This window comes from Methylorubrum populi (assembly GCF_002355515.1).
In the GTDB taxonomy this organism is placed as follows: Bacteria; Pseudomonadota; Alphaproteobacteria; order Rhizobiales; family Beijerinckiaceae; genus Methylobacterium; species Methylobacterium populi_A.
Genome location: NZ_AP014809.1, coordinates 3,004,890 through 3,021,520 on the forward strand (window position 1 = coordinate 3,004,890; position 16,631 = coordinate 3,021,520).

General features: G+C 73.0%; 14 protein-coding genes. 11 read left to right on the forward strand and 3 right to left on the reverse strand.

Features of this window, described 5'->3' with window-relative positions; all coding sequences use genetic code 11:
• Positions 1 to 211: 211 nt before the first annotated feature.
• On the reverse strand, positions 212 to 514 hold the full coding sequence (locus MPPM_RS13750; protein WP_012454418.1) for a metal-sensitive transcriptional regulator: 303 nt from the start codon (positions 512 to 514) through the stop codon (positions 212 to 214).
• A gap of 164 nt (positions 515 to 678) precedes the next feature.
• On the opposite strand from MPPM_RS13750, the gene MPPM_RS13755 reads away from it, so the two are divergent.
• Positions 679 to 1,011 carry a four-helix bundle copper-binding protein gene (locus MPPM_RS13755; protein ID WP_063110966.1) on the forward strand — a complete coding sequence of 111 codons (333 nt, stop codon included), beginning with the start codon at positions 679 to 681 and terminating at the stop codon, positions 1,009 to 1,011.
• Between the two features lie 440 nt (positions 1,012 to 1,451).
• On the opposite strand, the gene cueR is transcribed toward MPPM_RS13755, so the two are convergent.
• The gene (cueR, locus tag MPPM_RS13760) at positions 1,452 to 1,895 is read right to left on the reverse strand and encodes a Cu(I)-responsive transcriptional regulator (RefSeq protein ID WP_063110965.1); all 444 of its coding nucleotides are present in this window, start codon (positions 1,893 to 1,895) and stop codon (positions 1,452 to 1,454) included.
• A gap of 134 nt (positions 1,896 to 2,029) precedes the next feature.
• Positions 2,030 to 4,546, reverse strand: coding sequence for a heavy metal translocating P-type ATPase (locus MPPM_RS13765; RefSeq protein WP_063110964.1), 2,517 nt, complete (start codon positions 4,544 to 4,546; stop codon positions 2,030 to 2,032).
• A 201-nt stretch (positions 4,547 to 4,747) separates the two neighbouring features.
• Between MPPM_RS13765 and MPPM_RS13770 the strand changes: the two genes are divergently transcribed.
• From MPPM_RS13770 to MPPM_RS13815, 10 genes are all read left to right on the forward strand, one after another.
• Positions 4,748 to 5,014 carry a heavy-metal-associated domain-containing protein gene (locus MPPM_RS13770; protein WP_063110963.1) on the forward strand — a complete coding sequence of 89 codons (267 nt, stop codon included), beginning with the start codon at positions 4,748 to 4,750 and terminating at the stop codon, positions 5,012 to 5,014.
• Between the two features lie 732 nt (positions 5,015 to 5,746).
• A complete protein-coding gene (locus tag MPPM_RS13775; RefSeq protein ID WP_063110962.1) occupies positions 5,747 to 7,039 on the forward strand; it encodes a type II restriction enzyme NmeDI-related protein in 1,293 nt (430 codons plus the stop codon).
• Positions 7,040 to 7,387: 348 nt separating this feature from the next.
• Positions 7,388 to 8,845, forward strand: a complete 1,458-nt coding sequence (locus tag MPPM_RS13780; RefSeq protein WP_063110961.1) for a calcium-binding protein — start codon at positions 7,388 to 7,390, stop codon at positions 8,843 to 8,845.
• A 120-nt stretch (positions 8,846 to 8,965) separates the two neighbouring features.
• Complete coding sequence (locus MPPM_RS13785; RefSeq protein ID WP_063111022.1) at positions 8,966 to 10,810, forward strand: type I secretion system permease/ATPase; 1,845 nt, start codon at positions 8,966 to 8,968, stop codon at positions 10,808 to 10,810.
• Positions 10,807 to 12,120 (forward strand): HlyD family type I secretion periplasmic adaptor subunit, encoded by a 1,314-nt coding sequence (locus MPPM_RS13790; RefSeq protein ID WP_063110960.1) that lies wholly within the window; start codon positions 10,807 to 10,809, stop codon positions 12,118 to 12,120. The genes MPPM_RS13785 and MPPM_RS13790 overlap by 4 nt, the downstream gene beginning before the upstream one ends.
• Before the next feature lie 118 nt (positions 12,121 to 12,238).
• Positions 12,239 to 12,577 carry an NADH-quinone oxidoreductase subunit A gene (locus MPPM_RS13795; protein WP_063110959.1) on the forward strand — a complete coding sequence of 113 codons (339 nt, stop codon included), beginning with the start codon at positions 12,239 to 12,241 and terminating at the stop codon, positions 12,575 to 12,577.
• Positions 12,574 to 13,473 (forward strand): complex I subunit 1 family protein, encoded by a 900-nt coding sequence (locus MPPM_RS13800; RefSeq protein WP_244573308.1) that lies wholly within the window; start codon positions 12,574 to 12,576, stop codon positions 13,471 to 13,473. Before MPPM_RS13795 ends, MPPM_RS13800 begins: the two co-directional genes overlap by 4 nt.
• Positions 13,470 to 14,477 carry an NADH-quinone oxidoreductase subunit J family protein gene (locus MPPM_RS13805; RefSeq protein WP_096485527.1) on the forward strand — a complete coding sequence of 336 codons (1,008 nt, stop codon included), beginning with the start codon at positions 13,470 to 13,472 and terminating at the stop codon, positions 14,475 to 14,477. The genes MPPM_RS13800 and MPPM_RS13805 overlap by 4 nt, the downstream gene beginning before the upstream one ends.
• Entirely contained in the window at positions 14,474 to 14,785 is a 312-nt protein-coding gene (nuoK, locus tag MPPM_RS13810; protein ID WP_009865163.1) for an NADH-quinone oxidoreductase subunit NuoK, read from the forward strand. Before MPPM_RS13805 ends, nuoK begins: the two co-directional genes overlap by 4 nt.
• A complete protein-coding gene (locus tag MPPM_RS13815; protein ID WP_096485528.1) occupies positions 14,782 to 16,629 on the forward strand; it encodes an NADH-quinone oxidoreductase subunit 5 family protein in 1,848 nt (615 codons plus the stop codon). The genes nuoK and MPPM_RS13815 overlap by 4 nt, the downstream gene beginning before the upstream one ends.
• The last annotated feature ends 2 nt before the right edge of the window (positions 16,630 to 16,631 follow it).

Consider the following 16,631-nt stretch of genomic DNA (forward strand, 5'->3'; position numbering starts at 1 on the left):
AGGGGGCTGAAGGCTGGCCCCACGAGGAACGAGGCGGCGAGGTCGGAGGTGACCAGCCAAGACCGAGCAGCGAGGCGGGTGCGGGGGCCGCGGCGGGACCGAGGGGCACAGGCCACCCCGCCACCGCGGCGGGTGCGACGCCTTCCCCTTGCCGGGAGGCGGGGACGACGACCACGAACGAGGCGCCCTCGCGCGAGGCGCCTGGCGGAGGTCAGACGATCCGGGCGATGAGGCTGCCGACCTCATCCGCGAGCCGCTGCCGCTCGGCCTCCGAAAGGTTGCCGGCGAGGGACGATTGCACCAGCGCGTGCATGTGGTCGCGAACCATGTCGGACTGCACACGCCGGAGCGCCGCAATCACCGCATCGATCTGATGCGCGACGTCGACGCAGTAGCGCCCGGTCTCGATCATCTGCTGCACGCCCCGCACCTGACCCTCGATGCGGCGGAGCCGGGGAAGCTGCTGCTTGTGGTCGACCGGGACGCCCCCGTGGTCCACTTCGGAACCTGACATGTTGCCGTGCACCTCTGGTGGGGAGGCCGAGCGACGGCCCGCAACCCGGAACCATACCCCGAAAGGGTATGTTGAAACATCGCGAGCCCCGGAGCTCCGCCTGAGCGTGGGGACCGCTCCTCATAGTAAGGCTTAGCCACCCCCCCAACAATGCGAGCCGCCAAATGCATCATATGAGCCCGGACATGCAGGCCTGCATCGACGAGTGCCTGCGCTGCTACCAGACCTGCCTCGGCATGGCCTCGAACCATTGCCTCCCGGCCGGGGGCAAGCACGTCGAGCCCGAGCATTTCCGGCTGATGCTGGCCTGCGCCGAGATCTGCCGGACCTCGGCGCACTTCATGCTGCTCGGCACCGCGCACCACAAGCACACCTGCGCCGAGTGCGCCGACGTCTGCGAGGACTGCGCCCGCAGCTGCGAGCAGGTCGGCGACATGCAAGCCTGCGTCGAACAGTGTCGCCGCTGCGCCGAGAGCTGCCGGAAGATGGCCGCCTGAACGCGGCGACCTCGCCGGCGCGGCGCTCGCGAGCGGGCCCAAGCCGCGCGCTCGCTGCCCTTCGTGCCGGCGCCGCGTCCGCCCCATCGTGGCCGTGCCGCAAGCCGGCATGGGTCACCCCGATGTCAGGCATGCCCGCCGCCGAGCGCGACGGGGCGAGCGCTGCCCGCCGCGCAGCGTCATCCGCCGTGCCAGCCGGCCCCGCGGCGGCCGGCGCGCGCCGACCGATCCGCTTGGCGCACCTGGCCTGAGAGGTCGAATCCCGTCAGACCTCACGCCGTCCCGACGGGCCCAAGCGGCGGCACCGCGTCTGGCTGCGCTGGCCTGGCGAGCGGCCAACGACAGGCCGATCCCAGGCGTGGTGGGAAGCGAAGGCCGCGTCCCCGGTCGCTCGACCCCGTCGTCCGGCGGCTGCCGGCCTCGCCTGCGCGTCAATGCCGTCAGGCGTGTTCCGCGCGTCGCCGGCTATCGGGACGACCCGCGGGGGACCGGGGCGCGGTGCCGGCGAGGTCATCGAGGATCGGGCAATCCGGACGGCCGTCGCCCGAGCAATGCTCGGCGAGATGGCTGAGGGTCCGGACCATGGCCTGCATCTCGGCGATGCGCGCTTCGAGGTCGCGCACATGCCGCGTTGCCACGGCCTTCACCTCGGAACTGGCCCGCCGCTTGTCGTGCCAAAGGCCAAGCAGGGCGGCGACCTCGTCCAGGGGAAAGCCCAGGCTGCGGGCGCGCCGCACGAAGCGGAGCGCGTGCACGTCCTCGTCACCGTAGAGCCTGTACCCCGCCTCGGAGCGCGCCGCCGGCCGGATCAGGCCGATGCTTTCGTAGTAGCGGATCATCTTGGCCGAGACCCCCGAGGCCTTGGCCGCCTCACCGATGTTCATGGCTTTGCCCTCCGCTGGACGGGTGACCGGGGCCGGGCCTTCGCAACCGCCTCCGGGTCTAGGACGCGGCGCCGCCGCGGTCGAGCCCGCGCCGGCCGGGGCCGTCCCCGACCGTGGCCCCGGGGCGCCGCCGCCTAGGAAGCGGCAGCCTTCGTGGCCTGGAGCATCGGCGCGAACGCCCGCAAGCGGAGAGCGTTCAGGACGACGCTGACGCTGGAGAAGGCCATGGCGAGGCCCGCGAACAGCGGCGACATCAGGATGCCGAAGGCCGGATAGAGTGCACCGGCGGCGACCGGGATCAGCACGGCGTTGTAGGCGAAGGCCCAGAACAGGTTCTGGCGGATGTTGCGGATGGTCGCCCGCGACAGCGCGACGGCGTTCGCGACGTTCCGCAGGTCGCCGGACATCAGCACGACGTCCGCGCTTTCCACCGCGATGTCCGTTCCGGTGCCGATGGCCAACCCCACGTCGGCCTGCGCGAGCGCGGGGGCGTCGTTGATGCCGTCGCCGACGAAGGCCACGGGAACGGTCCCATCCGCCTGAAGCCGGCGCACGACGTCGGCCTTGTCGGTCGGCAGCACCTCCGCCTCGACCGCGTCGATGCCGAGACGGCGCGCGACGGCCTCGGCGGTGCGACGGTTGTCGCCGGTGACCATCACCACCCGCGCATCGAGGCGCCGCAGGGCCGCGATGGCCTCGGGCGTGCTCTCCTTGATCGGGTCGGCGACCGCGACCAGGGCCGCCAGGACACCATCCACGGCAACGTACAGGGGGGTCCGACCGTCGTCGGCCAGCCGCTCGGCCGCGCCGGAAAGGGCGGAGAGGTCGAGGCCGCGCCGCCGCATGAGGCGGTCGGCGCCGGCCTCGACGCGGCGTCCCTCGACCATGGCGCGTGCCCCGAACCCGGGGATCGCCTCGAACCCGACGGCCTCCGCCAGTCGGACCCCGCGCCGCTGCGCGGCCGCGACGATGGCCGCCGCGACGGGATGTTCCGAGCGCGCCTCCATCGAGGCCACGAGCCGCAGCACGGTGTCCTCGTCGAAGCCGGGCAGGACTGCGATGTCGGTCAGCTCGGGCGTGCCCTTGGTCAGCGTCCCGGTCTTGTCGAGCGCGATCACCCGGGCGTCCCGCAGCGCCTGGAGCGCCTCCCCGCGTCGGAACAGGATGCCGAACTCGGCCGCCTTGCCGGTTCCGACCATGATCGAGGTCGGCGTCGCGAGGCCCATCGCGCAGGGGCAGGCGATGATCAGCACCGCGACCGCGTTGGCGAGCGCGAAGGCCAGGGCGGGAGACGGGCCGAAGGCGAGCCAGATCCCGAGCGTGACGGCCGCGGCGCCGAGCACGGCGGGCACGAACCAAGTCGTCACCCGGTCGACGAGGGCCTGGATGGGCAGCTTCGACCCTTGCGCCGCCTCGACGGTGCGCACGATCTGCGCCAGCAACGTGTCGGACCCGACCTTGGTGGCCCGGAAGCGGAAGCTGCCGGTGCCGTTCACGGTGCCGCCGATGACCTCGTCACCGGTTGCCTTGCGCGCGGGGACGGGCTCGCCCGTGACCATCGCCTCGTCGACGTAGGAGGCGCCGTCGAGCACGGTACCGTCGACGGGCAGGCGCTCGCCGGGCCGCACGGCGACGACGTCGCCGGGACGGACCCCCTCGACGTCGACCTCCGTCTCGACCCCGTCGCGCACGACCCGGGCCGTCCGCGCCTGGAGCGTCAGCAGGTGCCGGATCGCGTCGCTCGTGCGGCCCCTTGCCCTGGCCTCGAACCATCGTCCCAGCAGGATGAGCGTCACGATCACGGCGCCGGCCTCGAAGTAGGTGTAGGCCGTGCCGGCGGGCAGGAGCCAGGGCGCCAGCGCCGCGACGACCGAGAAGCCGTAGGCCGCGCTGGTCCCGAGCATCACCAGGCTGTTCATATCGGGCGCGCCGCGCAGGAGGGCCGGGATGCCCTTCGCGTAGAAGCGCAAGCCGGGCCCGAACTGGATCAGGCTGGCGAAGACGAGGGACAGGAGCGTGAGCATGCCCTGACCGAGGGTTCTCGTCAGGGCCTCGTGCAGGCTGCCGGAGAGGTGCGCGCCCATCTCGAAGACGAGCAGCGGTGCGGTGGCGAGCGCGGCCAGAAGCACCGAGCGGCGCAAGGCCGCAATCTCCGCCTCCCGCTCCGCCCGTTCGCGGTCGCCGGCCGCCGCGGCGTCGCGCACCGGCTCGGCCTCGTAGCCCGCCGCGGCGACCGCCGCGACGATGCGTTGGGCCATGCCGGCCCCGCCGAGGTGGCGCACCGACGCGCGCTGGGTGGCGAGGTTCACGGTGGCGTCACGAACGCCCGGGACCTGGCCGAGCGCCCGCTCGACACGGCCGACGCAGGACGCGCAGGTCATGCCGGAAACGTGCAGCTCCGTCACGACCTCGACGGGTTCGTAGCCCGCCCCGCGAACCGCGTCGGCGACCGCGATGTCGCTCGCGCCCGCGGCCAGGACGCCGCTGACGCGTCCGGTGGCGAGGTTCACGTTGGCCGCTTGCACCCCCGCCACCGCGCGGACCGCCGTCTCGACGCGCCCTACGCACGAGGCGCAGCTCATTCCCCGGACCGGAAATTCGAACCTCGTCCCACTCCCCCTGGCTCCTTCGGCAGTCGCTTGTGCGGCCATCCTCGTCTCCCTCGAACGTCGATGGCTCCGGAGATGGGGCTTCCTACAATGGGAAGGTCAAGGGGCCTTCGAGGCGGGCCTTCCGGTGCGGGCGATCTCGTGGTCCCGCAGAGAATCCGTTCGAATGCCAGGGATGGCCCTTGACCTTCCCACCATGGGAACGACCATTTGCGTGGGGATCCCAACCGAGGAGGTTCCCAAATGTGCTGCTGCACGAACAATTTCAACGCTCGCCCGGCTTCCGCTTCCGGTTCGGCGCGGCCCGACGCGGTCGTGCTGCGGGTCGACGGCATGACCTGCGGCCATTGCGTGCGGGCGGTCACCGCCGCCATCGCGCGCGATCTGCCCGGCGCGGTGGCGAGCGTGGACTTGGCCACGAAGACGCTCACGGTCAGCGGGACGACGGACGCGGTCGCCGTCGCCAGGGCGGTCGTGTCGGCCGGCTACACGCCCGTACAGGCCGGGTGAGTCTCCTGGCCGAGCGAGACGCGGCCGGAGCCGGGGCCGGGCGCCCCGGCTCCGGGGGCGCCGCGATGGGGCCGGTGACCCCGGCCTCGCCGACCGCGACCTCGCTCGGCGCGCCCCTCACGCCCGGGGCCCCCGCACATTCCGAACCTGGATGCGCATCACCCGATCCGGGACCGCGTGGCCGGGTTCGGGGCCGTCGGACTGACGGCGTCACCCGACCGGCCCCCCGGCACGGGCCATGGGACCACCCACCTGGGAGACCGCTTCCCGGATCACGGGACCGCAACGGCGTGGTGGCTTCCGGTTCGACGCCTCATCGCTCACGGCGCGCCATCCCGCTTCCTGACGGCCACGCTGGGCTTCGGCGAAAGGTGTCCGCGGCCTGAGGACCGCTCGTCGATCCGGTACGAGCGGCCGATGATGAACCCTCCTGCGCGACCTGGGGCAGGGGGCGTTAGCGGCACGGTCGAGGGATCGGGAGGGGTCTTCCCGATTGCGGGCGCACCTCGTTTACACGCCGTACGTCCTGGCCGAAGGCCGGATCGCGGCTTGGCAGGCCCTTCAGCCGCCTGCCGTGATGGCCGGTGCGCGGATCCGCCGGCGCGCGGACGTTGCGCGGTTGCGACACCCTCCCAGGATCGCACGAGACCGCGCCGGACCAAGCCGGATCTTGTGGTGCCGGATACCCGGCCGGGGCATAAGTCCCCTGCAGCGCGGCCGAGCCTTGGGGCGATGACGAACGTGGACGACGCCTGGGTCGGCAAGCTCATCCGGCACTGGCGCGAGGATGCCGGTGCTTCCTACCGCACTTGGTTCCTCTGGGACGAGCGCATCAAGAACTTCCGGTCGATCCGACGCGGCATCCAGGCGGTCGTCGACGAGGTCAAGGCCGACACCTTCGGCAACGCCTACCGGGGCTCCTCGCTGGAGACGGTGGTCCATTCCATCGCCGAGCAGCGCCAGGTCTTCAAAGGTGCCGACCACGCCTTCCTCTGGAAGCCGAAGCTGCGCATCCCTGACATCTACGAGGATCGCGCCAACCAGGTCGCGTTCGGGCGCTTCCTCGAAACCTGCCTCTGCTGCAACGCCGAGGCGCACGTGGTGTCCGCGATACAGGCGCTTGACCAGGCCCGCATCAAGGGCTTGGGGCCGGCCGCGGCCAACCTGCTCTATTTCCTGCACCCAACCTGGGTTCCGCCGTTCAACACGGCCATCGTGAAGGGCTACAACGCCCTGACGGGCGCCCACGTGAAGCTCGGCAAGTGGGACGAGTATCTCGCCATGCGGCGCGGCATCCTCGACCTCAACAAGACCCATCGCTCGCTGCTGTCGAACGACTTCGGCGCCGTCGCCGGCTTTCTCTTCGACGTGGGATCGGGTCGGTATCCGCTGCCGGAGCGCGACACCTCCGCCGCGCTGGAGCGCTGGCGCGAGAACCTCGAACGCGTGCGGGTGGAGGCGACCGGCGCCGCGTCGAAGGCGGAGCAGGCCGCCCGCGAAGCCGACCACACCCACACCGAGGTTCAGGGTTGGCTGCGCGACCTCGGCCTCGCGCTCGGCTTCGACGTCTGGATCGCCTCGAACGACGTCAACCGGCCCTACGGTGCGGGCCGGCTCTCCGACGGATGCCTGCAACGCCTGCCCGGGCGGCTGGCCGCGACCGCCTCGGCCGAGACCGTCCGCCTCATCGACGTGATCTGGATCGACAAGGCCAGCCAGGACCTGGCCGCAGCCTTCGAGGTCGAGCATACGACGAGCATCTACTCCGGCATCGTCCGCATGCTGGATCTGGCCCTCGGGGCCGAGGGCGGGACTGCCCGGAACTTCTTCCTCGTCGCTCCCGACAATCGGGAGGACGACGTCCGGGCACAGTTCGCCCGGCCAGCCTTCTCGCGGGTGGCCGAGCTGGATCTCCGCTACCTGCCCTACAGCGAGCTGCGCGGTCACCGCGAGAGCATCGCCCGTTTCGGGAGCGGCCTGAAAGGCGTGCTCGCCATCGCGCGTCCCGTCGGCCAGATCCGTTAGCGAGGCCGGCCCTGCCGACGGGCGACGGCCGGCTTCGCGGCAACCGGCGCGGCCGGACGGCGGTCGGGCCCTGCCCTGGTGCCGGACTGCCGACCGGCCCCTACCCGGGCAGGGTACGACCCCCCCGGAGCGCGCAGGCACGACCGGGCGCCGCCGCTACCGGTAACGACACTTACCCCGGCCGACGGCGCGGACACTGCGGCAATGCGTCCCGAATTGCTTGCAGACCGGAAACCACGAGCCCGCAAGCGCGGTTTGGGTGATGTGTACCCCATGGGGGTACAGACCGAGGTGCCCGCCTCCGGCCCGGCACGTCGGCTTCCCTCCATCGGCACAAGGACCCGCCAGATGACGCACAAACCGCAGCATCGGAGCTCCCTCGACGGTGCGCCGGACACCCAACTGAGCTTCGGCGAGCACCGCTTGTTCATCGGTGGATCGGGCTCGGACATCCAGCCGGGGACGGAACGGCTGGACACCGCCTTCGGGCGCGGCGGCGCCGACTACCTGGCGGGCCGCGGCGAGAACGACGACCTGCTCGGGGGCAACGGTCGCGACGTCCTGGTCGGCAACGGCGGCATGGACCACCTCGACGGCGGCAGGGGGGCCGACGTGCTCGTCGGCGGCGACGCGGCCGACGGCCTTCGGGGAGAGGACGGGCGCGACTACCTCGACGAAGGGGTCGGCCACGGCGACCTTGAGGGCGGGGCCGGCGACGACATCCTGGTGGGCGGGCCCGGCGGCGACGCCTTCGTCATCAGCCCCGACAGCGGCGACGACGTGATCCGGGACTTCCAGGGCGGCCCGGGCATCCTCGACCACTTGGCGGTGCGCGGCCTTAACGCCGAGGACCTGCGTTTCGAGGACACCGACGCGGGCGTGCGGATCAGCTGGGACGTCGCCGAAGGCCGGGGCTCGGTCCTGCTGGAAGGCTTCGACAAGTCGCGACTCGCCCAGGACGACTTCATGTTCACGGACGACCGCCAGGTCATCCGCCCGACCGGCGCCGACGCGGAGACCGTCACCGCCGACAAGTTCATCAAGGACGAGGGCGGCAACCTGTCCGCCCCCGGCATGGGCAGCGAGACGACCGCCGAGGACGCATTCCGCTTCGACGAGTTCAACGTGAAGGTCGGCACGGCGGGCCGAGATGCCTTCGCGGGTACGGGCGACCGCGACTTCTACTATGGCCAGGATGGCGCCGACCGTCTTTCCGGCGCGGCGGGGGACGATGACCTATCCGGGGATGCCGGGCGCGACGTCCTCGACGGCGGCGCGGGGCAGGACCACCTCATGGGCGGCCGCGGCGCCGATCAGCTCTACGGCGGGGACCAGGCCGACAACCTGATGGGCGAGGATGGCAACGACGTGCTCTACGCCGGGGCCGGCCACGACATGCTGGACGGCGGCCGGGGCGACGACGTGCTGAACGGCGGCGACGGGGCGGACGCCTTCATCGTGGGGCCGGACACCGGCAACGACATCGTTTCGGGCGGCTTCGATGCGGGCCCCGGCGCATTCGACCACATCGCCTTCCGCGACATCACGCCGGACGAGGTGACGGTCGCCGACGTCTCGGGCGGCGTCCTGGTGAGCTGGCAGACGGATCAGGGAGACGGCTCGATCCTCCTCCAGGGCCTGACGAGGAGCCAGATGGCCCAGGACGACTTCATGTGGAACGCCGACGACGCGACGCGGGGCGCCTTCATCAACGACCCGGCGATCACCGGCGACGGCTCCAGGCTGATCTTCCAGGAGACCGCGACGGCCTCCGCCAGCCCGGAGCACGACTACATGCTCGCCTGACCGGGTGCGGCCCCGCGCTCATGCGCGGGGCCGAGCGGCCGGGCGCCTCGTGCCGCCCGGCCGGCACCTGAAGGCCGCCGCGCCCTCGCGCGCGAGCCCCGTCGCATGAGGCAGAACGACATGCAGCCAACCGCGCTCGCGAACAACGCCGCGGCGGCCAAGGATGACGAACCGTCTTCCACGACGGCCGAGGTGCGTCCCGGCATCGGGGGCGCGCTCCTCGGCGTCGGTTTGCTGAGCGCCCTGGTGAATCTCCTCTATCTCACCGGCTCCCTGTTCATGCTGGAGGTGTACGACCGGGTGCTGCCGAGCCGCAGCGTGCCCACGCTGCTCGGGCTCGCCGCCATCGTTCTCGTCCTCTACGGCTTCCAGGGCCTGTTCGACGTGCTGCGCAACCGCCTCCTCGTCCGGATCGGCGCGTCCGTGGACCGGGCGTTCGGGCGCCGGACCTACGACGCCGTGGTGCAGGCCCCGCTCGTCGCCGCGCGTCACGGCGACGGACTGCAGCCGCTGCGCGATCTCGACCAGGTCCGCACCTTCCTGTCGAGCCCGGGGCCGGCCGCCCTGTTCGACCTGCCCTGGATCCCGCTCTACCTGCTGCTCTGCTTCGCCTTCCACCCCTGGATCGGCGCGGCGGTGCTGGGGGGCGCGCTGCTTCTCGTCTCCATCACGCTCGTCACGGATCTCCTGACCCGCCGCCCGTCGCGGGCGGCGGCCGCAGCGGCCGGCCAGCGCTACGCCCTGGCGGAGGCCGGCCGGCGCAACGCCGAGGTGCTGCGCGCCATGGGCATGACCCCGCGCACGGGCGACCTCTGGGCCGAGGCGAGCGAGCGCCACCTCGTGGCCCAGCGGCGCGTGTCGGACGTCGCCGGCGGGTTCGGCGCCATGGCCAAGGTGCTGCGGCTCACCCTGCAATCCCTGGTGCTCGGCGTCGGCGCCTACCTCGTGATCGAGGGCGAGGCGACGGGCGGCATCATGATCGCGAGCTCGATCCTGGTCGCCCGGGCCCTGGCGCCGGTCGAGCTGGCGGTGGCACACTGGAAGTCGCTCGTGGCGGCCCGGCAGGGCTGGGGACGCCTCAAGACCTTCCTCGCCGCGTTCCCGAACGAGCGGTTGAGCGTCGCCCTGCCGGCCCCCTGCGAGAGCGTCCGGGTCGAGGCCCTGACGGTCACCGCCCCCGGGCTCGAACATGCCCTCGTCGACGACGCCACCTTCGCGCTGCGGGCCGGCGAGGGGCTCGGCGTCATCGGTGCCAGCGGCTCCGGCAAGTCCTCGCTCATCCGTGCCCTGGTCGGGATCTGGGGGCCGGTCCGCGGCTGCGTCCGGCTCGACGGCGCCACCCTCGACCGGTGGCCGCCGGATGTGCTCGGCCGGCACATCGGCTACCTGCCGCAGGACGTCGAGCTCTTCGCCGGCACGGTGGCGCAGAACATCGCGCGCTTCGACCCGGACGCGGCCTCCGCGGCCATCGTCGCCGCCGCACGCGCCGCCGGCGTCCACGACCTCGTGTGCGCCTTGCCGAAGGGCTACGATACGCCCATCGGCGAAGGTGGGGCCGCCCTGTCGGGAGGCCAGCGCCAGCGCATCGCGCTGGCGCGCGCCCTCTACGGCGAGCCGTTCCTCGTCGTCCTCGACGAGCCGAACTCCAACCTCGACGCGGAGGGTGAGGACGCCCTGAACCGCGCGATCCGGGACGTGCGTGCCCGCGGCGGGACCGTGGTCATCGTCGCCCACCGTCCGAGCGCCCTCGCGGCGGTCAACCGGGTGCTGTTCATGGCGGAGGGCCGGGTCCGCGCCTTCGGGCCCAAGGATGAGGTCCTGTCCGCCCTGAAGCGCCCGACCGCGGCCGCGAGCGCCCGGCTGCCGAGGGGCGACGGCAAGGAGCGCCCGCCACCCGAGAGAGCGGTGCCGCTGCGCGTGGTCGCCGCCACGGCAGGGACCCTATCGGAAGGAGCGCGGGCGTGAGCGCGCAGCTCCCCTGGGACATCCGCCGCTCCGTTCGGCGCCACCTCGTCCTGAGCCTGGCGGCCGCGGCCCTGCTCACCGTCGGCCTCGGGGGGTGGGCGGCCACCACCGAGCTCGCCGGCGCCGTCGTGGCACCGGGGACGCTCGTCGTCGATTCCTTCGTCAAGAAGGTGCAGCACCCCACCGGGGGCGTGGTGGGCGAGGTGCGGGTCCGGGACGGCGACCTCGTGCGCGCCGGCCAGGTCGTCATGCGGCTGGACGAGACCGTGACCCGCGCCAACCTCGCCGTCGTCGACAAGAGCCTGGCCGAGCTGACCGCGCGCCAGGGCCGCCTGGAGGCGGAACGCGACGGCGCCCCCCGGATCTCGTTCGCGGCCGTCCTCAGGGGCCGCGCCCAGAGCGACCCGGAAGCGGGGAAGGTCATCGCAGGCGAGACCCGGCTGTTCGAGCTGCGCCGGGACGCCCGCGCGGGCCAGAAGGCGCAGCTGAAGGAGAGGACCGGCCAGCTCCGGGAGGAGATCCAGGGCCTGACGGGCCAGATCGCCGGCAAGCGGCGCGAGACCGAGTTGATCAACCGCGAGCTCGAAGGCGTGCGCGACCTCTGGCGCAAGAACCTGGTCCCCATCCAGCGCGTGACCGCCCTGGAGCGCGACGCCGCCCGCCTGGAGGGCGAGCACGGGCAGCTCGTCGCCTCCGTCGCGCAGGCGAAGGGCAAGATCTCCGAGACCGAGCTCCAGGTGATCCAGGTCGACCAGGACCTGCGCAGCGAGGTGGCAAAGGAGTTGAGCGAGGTTCAGGCCAAGATCGCCGAGCTCGTCGAGAAGCGGGTCGCGGCCGAGGACCAGCTCAAGCGCATCGACATCCGGGCCCCGCAGGACGGCATGGTCCACCAACTGGCCGTCCACACCATCGGCGGGGTCGTCAGCCCGGGCGAGTCCATCATGCTGATCGTCCCGAGGGCGGACACGCTCGTGATCGAGGCGAAGGTCGCCCCGAAGGACATCGACCAGGTCCGGCTCGGACAACACGCCGTGCTGCGCCTGACCGCGTTCAACCAGCGGACCACCCCGGAGATCGAGGGCACGGTCAGCCTCGTCGCCGCCGACCAGATCACGGACGAGAAGACGGGCACGAGCTTCTTCAAGGTCCATGTCAGGCCGGACGCGGACCAGGTCGCGCGGCTCAAGGGGATCAAGCTCGTGCCGGGCATGCCGGCCGAGGTCTTCATCCGGACAGGCGAGCGGACGGTGCTCTCCTACCTGACGAAGCCCCTCAACGACCAGGTTCGGCGGGCGTTCAGGGAAGATTGAGGCAGGCCGGCCGGGGCGCGCCCCGTCGGTCGCGACAACGGTTCCGGGCGGATGGGCGGTGCGGTCCTGCGGCCGGGGCCCGCCGAGCGAGGGCCGCCATGGGAGGGGAGGAGCGAGGATGGCACCGCTGCCGGGGTCGACCGTGAGCGACTACGCGTTCGTGGCGCTGGTGCTGCTGATGGGCGCCGGCCTCGCGCTGCTGGCCGCGGCCGCATTCGTGCGGGTCCCGAGGCGGACGACCCGTGCCCCCCAGGCCTGGGCGCAGTTCCGCTTCGGCTACGCCGTCTACGCGCTGATCTTCCTCGCCTTCGATATGGAGATGATCTTCATGTATCCCTGGGCGGTCGTCTTCGCCGACGTCGGCGTGACCGCCTTCCTGGACATGCTGGTCTTCATCGCGCTCCTCTCGGCGGGCATCGCCTACGCCTGGGGCATGGGCGGGCTCCGATGGGAATGATCGCGAGCGCCGCGGCGGTGCTGGCCGCGCTCCTCGGAGGCGCCGCCCTGACCCTTGCGGTCGAGCGCCTCGTCGCGCGCCGGGGCCTGGAGGCCGGGCCGGCGCGCGCCGTCGGCCTCGGGCGCGGCCTGGACCTGCCCAATGCCGACCGCTGGCTGCTGCCGGCCGGCCCGGCGGTGGCGCTCGGCGGGGTCGCGCTCGCCGTGGTGGTCATCCCGTTCGGGCCCGGGCTGATCGGCCGGGATCTCGGCGTCGGCCTCTTCTACGTCATCGTCGTCGTCGACTTCGTCGTACTCGGCCTGGCGCTCGCCGGCTGGGGCGCGAACACGCCCGAGGCCGTGGAGGCCTGCTACCGCATCGTGGCCCAACTCGTCGCCTACGTCGTGCCGCTCGGCCTGGCCTATGTCGGCGTGGTCATGATGGCAGGCTCCCTGTCGACCGTCGCCGTCGTCGCGGCGCAGCGAGACCTGTGGTTCGTGGTCCTGCAACCCATGGGCTTCCTCCTCTACCTCGTCACCGGGCTGATGCAGTCCTACCGCGCCCCGTTCCTGGAGCCGTTCGCGGATTCCATCGGCGGTGGCGTGCTCGGCGCGGCCGGGGGCTGGTCCGCCCTCCTGTGGCGGGTCGCGCTCGCCGGGGTGCTCTTCGTCGTCGCGGCGGTCGGAGCGGTGCTCTATCTCGGCGGCCCCTCGGGCCCCTGGCTGCCGGGCTGGGCCTGGATGCTGGCGAAGACCTACGCCCTGATGGCGCTGATGCTGGGGCTCGGGCGCTGCGTCCGGCCGTTCTCGACGGCCGGGATGCTGGCGCTGTCCTGGAAGGTCCTGATCCCGGCGGGTCTCGTCAACGTGCTCCTCGTCGGCGGCCTGATCCTTCTCGGCGTGGGACCGCGGGCATGACCGCCGCCTTCGAGCTCACCGCCTTCGCGACCTGCGCCTTCGTCGCGGTCGCGGGCGCGCTCGGCATGACCACGACCATGAGCATGTTCCGCTCGGGCATCTTCCTGATGGCCTCCTTCATCGGGGTCGCCGGCCTGTTCATCCTCCTGTCCGCCGACCTGATCGGGCTGCTCCAGGTCATGATGTATATCGGCGGCTTCCTCGTCATGATCCTGTTCATGGTCCTGGTCATGCACGACCCGGGCGGGGCGATGATGGCCGGCATGGACCTGGCCCCGCTGGAGCGCTGGTCCAGCTTGGGGCTCGTCCCGCGCCGGCCCCCGGAGGCCGGGCCGGACGGCCACCGGCATGGCGAGGCCGGCGACCGAACCGCGGCCACGGGACACGGCAAGGGCCACTCCGGCACCCACCCGCCCCGGCCCGGCGGCGAGGCGCGCGGCGACCATGCCGAGGCGCACGACGGGGCGGCGAAAGCCATGCCGCACGAGGCCCAGGGCGGGCACGGCGAGCGCGCGGCCCACCCACACGGGCAGGCTGCCCATGGGCACGACCACGCGCCTGGGGGCGGCCACGGCGGCATGGACATGGGTGGCATGGACATGTCGATGGTGACGCCCGTGCGCCCCGTCGCGGCCTGGCTCGCCCTCGGCGTCGGGGCCGTGCTCGTCGGGATGCTGGTCCTGCGGCCGGCCTGGCCGGTGATGCCCGACGCGGTGCCGGACGCGGATTCGGCACGCCGGGTCGGACATCTCCTCATGGAGAAGTACATGGTCGCCTTCGAGGGCGCCGGCTTCCTGATCCTGATCGGCATCTTCGGCGCCGTGCTGCTCGCCCGGCCCTCCACCTACCCGGACGACGCCTCGCGCGCCGCCAAGGTCGCGGTCGACGCCGAGCCCGAGCCGATCCGGAACGACCGCCTCGCGCCACGCGCGACCCTGAACGGGGTGGCGGAGCCCGCGCCCGACCACGGCGCCCACCGCCGGCATGGGGGACATATCGGATGACGGTACCGCTGACCGCCTACCTCGTCGTCGGCGCGCTCCTGTTCGCCATCGGCCTCTACACCGTGGTCGCCCAGCGCTCGGCGGTCATGATCCTGATGGGCGTCGAGGTGCTCCTCAACGCCATCGGCCTGAACGTCGTCGCGTTCTGGCGGTTCACCGCGCCGGGCGACTACTCCGCGCAGATCCTCGCCATCCTGGTCGTCACGGTGGGCGCCGTCGAGATGGCCATCGGGCTCGCCCTCGTCCTGCTGCTGTACCGGCAGCGCCGGACGGCCGAGGTTGACGCCTACGCCGACCTCAAGCGATGACCGCCCTACTCGCCGTCCCGCTCCTGCCGCTCGTGGCGGCCGCGGCCGCCCTCGGCCTCGGCCGCCGCCTGCCCTGGGGCGGCGGCGAGCTCGTCGTCGGCGCCGTCGCCCTGGCGCTCGCCGGCCTCGCGTCGCTGCCGTCCGATGCCGCCCTGTCGGCGACCTGGTTCGAGAGCGGCGGCTATCGGCTCACCGTCGGGCTCGCGGCGACGCCGCTCACGCGGTTCGTCGCGGCGGTGGTCGCGGGCGTCGCGGTCTGCGTCGGCCTCTACGGCCTCGGCTACATGGCCGGGCGCGACGACCGGCCCCGCTTCTTCGCCGAGCTCGGCCTGTTCGTCGGCGCGATGCTGACGCTCGTGCTGTCGAGCTCCCTCGCGCTCCTGTTCGCGGCCTGGGAAGTGGTCGGGCTGGCCTCGTTCCTCCTGATCGGTTTCGACCATGCCGAGCCTGGCGCCGCCGCGGCCGCCGCCAAGGCGTTCCTGATGACCCGGATCGGCGACGTCGGCCTCCTGCTCGGCTGGCTCCTGGCGCTCGCCGCCGTCGGGACCACGGACGTCGACGCGCTCGTCGGAGCCGTCGAGGGCGGGCGGATCGGCCCCGGCACGGTCACCGCGATGGCCCTCCTCATGCTGGCCGGCGCGGTCGGCAAGAGCGCCCAGCTACCGCTTTCCGCCTGGCTCCCCGACGCGATGGTCGGGCCGACCCCGGTCTCGGCCTTGCTGCACTCCGCCACGATGGTGGCCGCCGGCGTGTTCCTCGTGCTGCGCCTGTACCCGGTCTTCGCGGCGTCGCCCGGCGCGCTCGACACCCTCTTCTGGATCGGGGCCGCGACGGCGCTCGCCGCCGGCCTCATCGCCACCGCCGAGGCGGACCTGAAGCGGGTGCTCGCCTGGTCCACCTGCTCGCAGCTCGGCGAGATGATGGTGGCCCTCGGACTGGGCGGCCCGGGCGCGGCCGCCTTCCACCTCGCGGCGCACGCCGCCTTCAAATCGACCCTGTTCCTCGCCGCGGGCATCGTGCAGGAACGGGCGGGCACGCGCATCCTCGTCCGCCTCGGGGGGCTGGCTCGCGCGCTGCCGTTCGCCGGCGCCGCCTTCCTGGTCGCGGCCCTGTCGTTGGCCGGCGTGCCGCCCCTGTCCGGGTTCCGGAGCGAGGAGGCAATCCTCGCGGTGGCGTCGCGGCACGGCCCCGGGACGGGGGCCCTGGTCGTCCTGCTCGTCCTCCTCGGCGGAATCTACATCGGCCGTGCGGGGGCCGCGACCTTCCTCGGGGGCCGACGCGGCGCGGTCGGCCCGTCAGGACCCGACTGGGCGATGCGCGCCGGCCTGGGTCTGCTCGCGCTCGCCGCCGCCGGGCTCGGCTGGCTGTTGGCCGGACGGTTCGGCGCCGCTCTGCCCTTCGCCGCGCCCGAGACCGAGGCGGGGTGGCGCAGGCTCGGCGTCGCCGCCGGACTGCTCGGGCTCGGTCTCGGCGCGGCGCGGGGGTGGAGTGGCGCGCCCGCGCTCGGCGCGCTCCCCGCACGGCTCGCCGCCGGGCTGGAAGCCGTCACCGAGGCCCCGGCGCGCCGGACGCTGTGGCTCGCCCGGACGGTCCCGGCCGTCGAGGGGGCGCTCGATGCCGGGGCCCGCGCCGTCGCCGGGTGGGCCTGGCGGTCCGCCGGGTGGGCGGGGCGGGTGGAGGAAGGGGGCTTCGGGCGCGGCGGCGACCGCCTCGCCGCCGGGCTCGCCGCAGGGGGCGAGCGGCTCCGCGCCCTGCAGGCCGGGCGCCTCTACCTCTACACGCTCGGCCTGTTCGCCTGGACCGCGGCGGCGCTCGCCGCCGGCGCCCTGATGCTGTGGCCCTGAGG

What these genes read in the sequence shown, in the direction of transcription:
- MPPM_RS13750 (WP_012454418.1), bottom strand. Translation starts at nt 514, where the DNA reads ATGTCAGGTTCCGAAGTGGACCACGGGGGCGTCCCGGTCGACCACAAG.
- MPPM_RS13755 (WP_063110966.1), top strand. Translation starts at nt 679, where the DNA reads ATGCATCATATGAGCCCGGACATGCAGGCCTGCATCGACGAGTGCCTG.
- cueR (WP_063110965.1), bottom strand. Translation starts at nt 1,895, where the DNA reads ATGAACATCGGTGAGGCGGCCAAGGCCTCGGGGGTCTCGGCCAAGATG.
- MPPM_RS13765 (WP_063110964.1), bottom strand. Translation starts at nt 4,546, where the DNA reads ATGGCCGCACAAGCGACTGCCGAAGGAGCCAGGGGGAGTGGGACGAGG.
- MPPM_RS13770 (WP_063110963.1), top strand. Translation starts at nt 4,748, where the DNA reads ATGTGCTGCTGCACGAACAATTTCAACGCTCGCCCGGCTTCCGCTTCC.
- MPPM_RS13775 (WP_063110962.1), top strand. Translation starts at nt 5,747, where the DNA reads ATGACGAACGTGGACGACGCCTGGGTCGGCAAGCTCATCCGGCACTGG.
- MPPM_RS13780 (WP_063110961.1), top strand. Translation starts at nt 7,388, where the DNA reads ATGACGCACAAACCGCAGCATCGGAGCTCCCTCGACGGTGCGCCGGAC.
- MPPM_RS13785 (WP_063111022.1), top strand. Translation starts at nt 8,966, where the DNA reads ATGCAGCCAACCGCGCTCGCGAACAACGCCGCGGCGGCCAAGGATGAC.
- MPPM_RS13795 (WP_063110959.1), top strand. Translation starts at nt 12,239, where the DNA reads ATGGCACCGCTGCCGGGGTCGACCGTGAGCGACTACGCGTTCGTGGCG.
- MPPM_RS13800 (WP_244573308.1), top strand. Translation starts at nt 12,574, where the DNA reads ATGATCGCGAGCGCCGCGGCGGTGCTGGCCGCGCTCCTCGGAGGCGCC.
- MPPM_RS13805 (WP_096485527.1), top strand. Translation starts at nt 13,470, where the DNA reads ATGACCGCCGCCTTCGAGCTCACCGCCTTCGCGACCTGCGCCTTCGTC.
- nuoK (WP_009865163.1), top strand. Translation starts at nt 14,474, where the DNA reads ATGACGGTACCGCTGACCGCCTACCTCGTCGTCGGCGCGCTCCTGTTC.
- MPPM_RS13815 (WP_096485528.1), top strand. Translation starts at nt 14,782, where the DNA reads ATGACCGCCCTACTCGCCGTCCCGCTCCTGCCGCTCGTGGCGGCCGCG.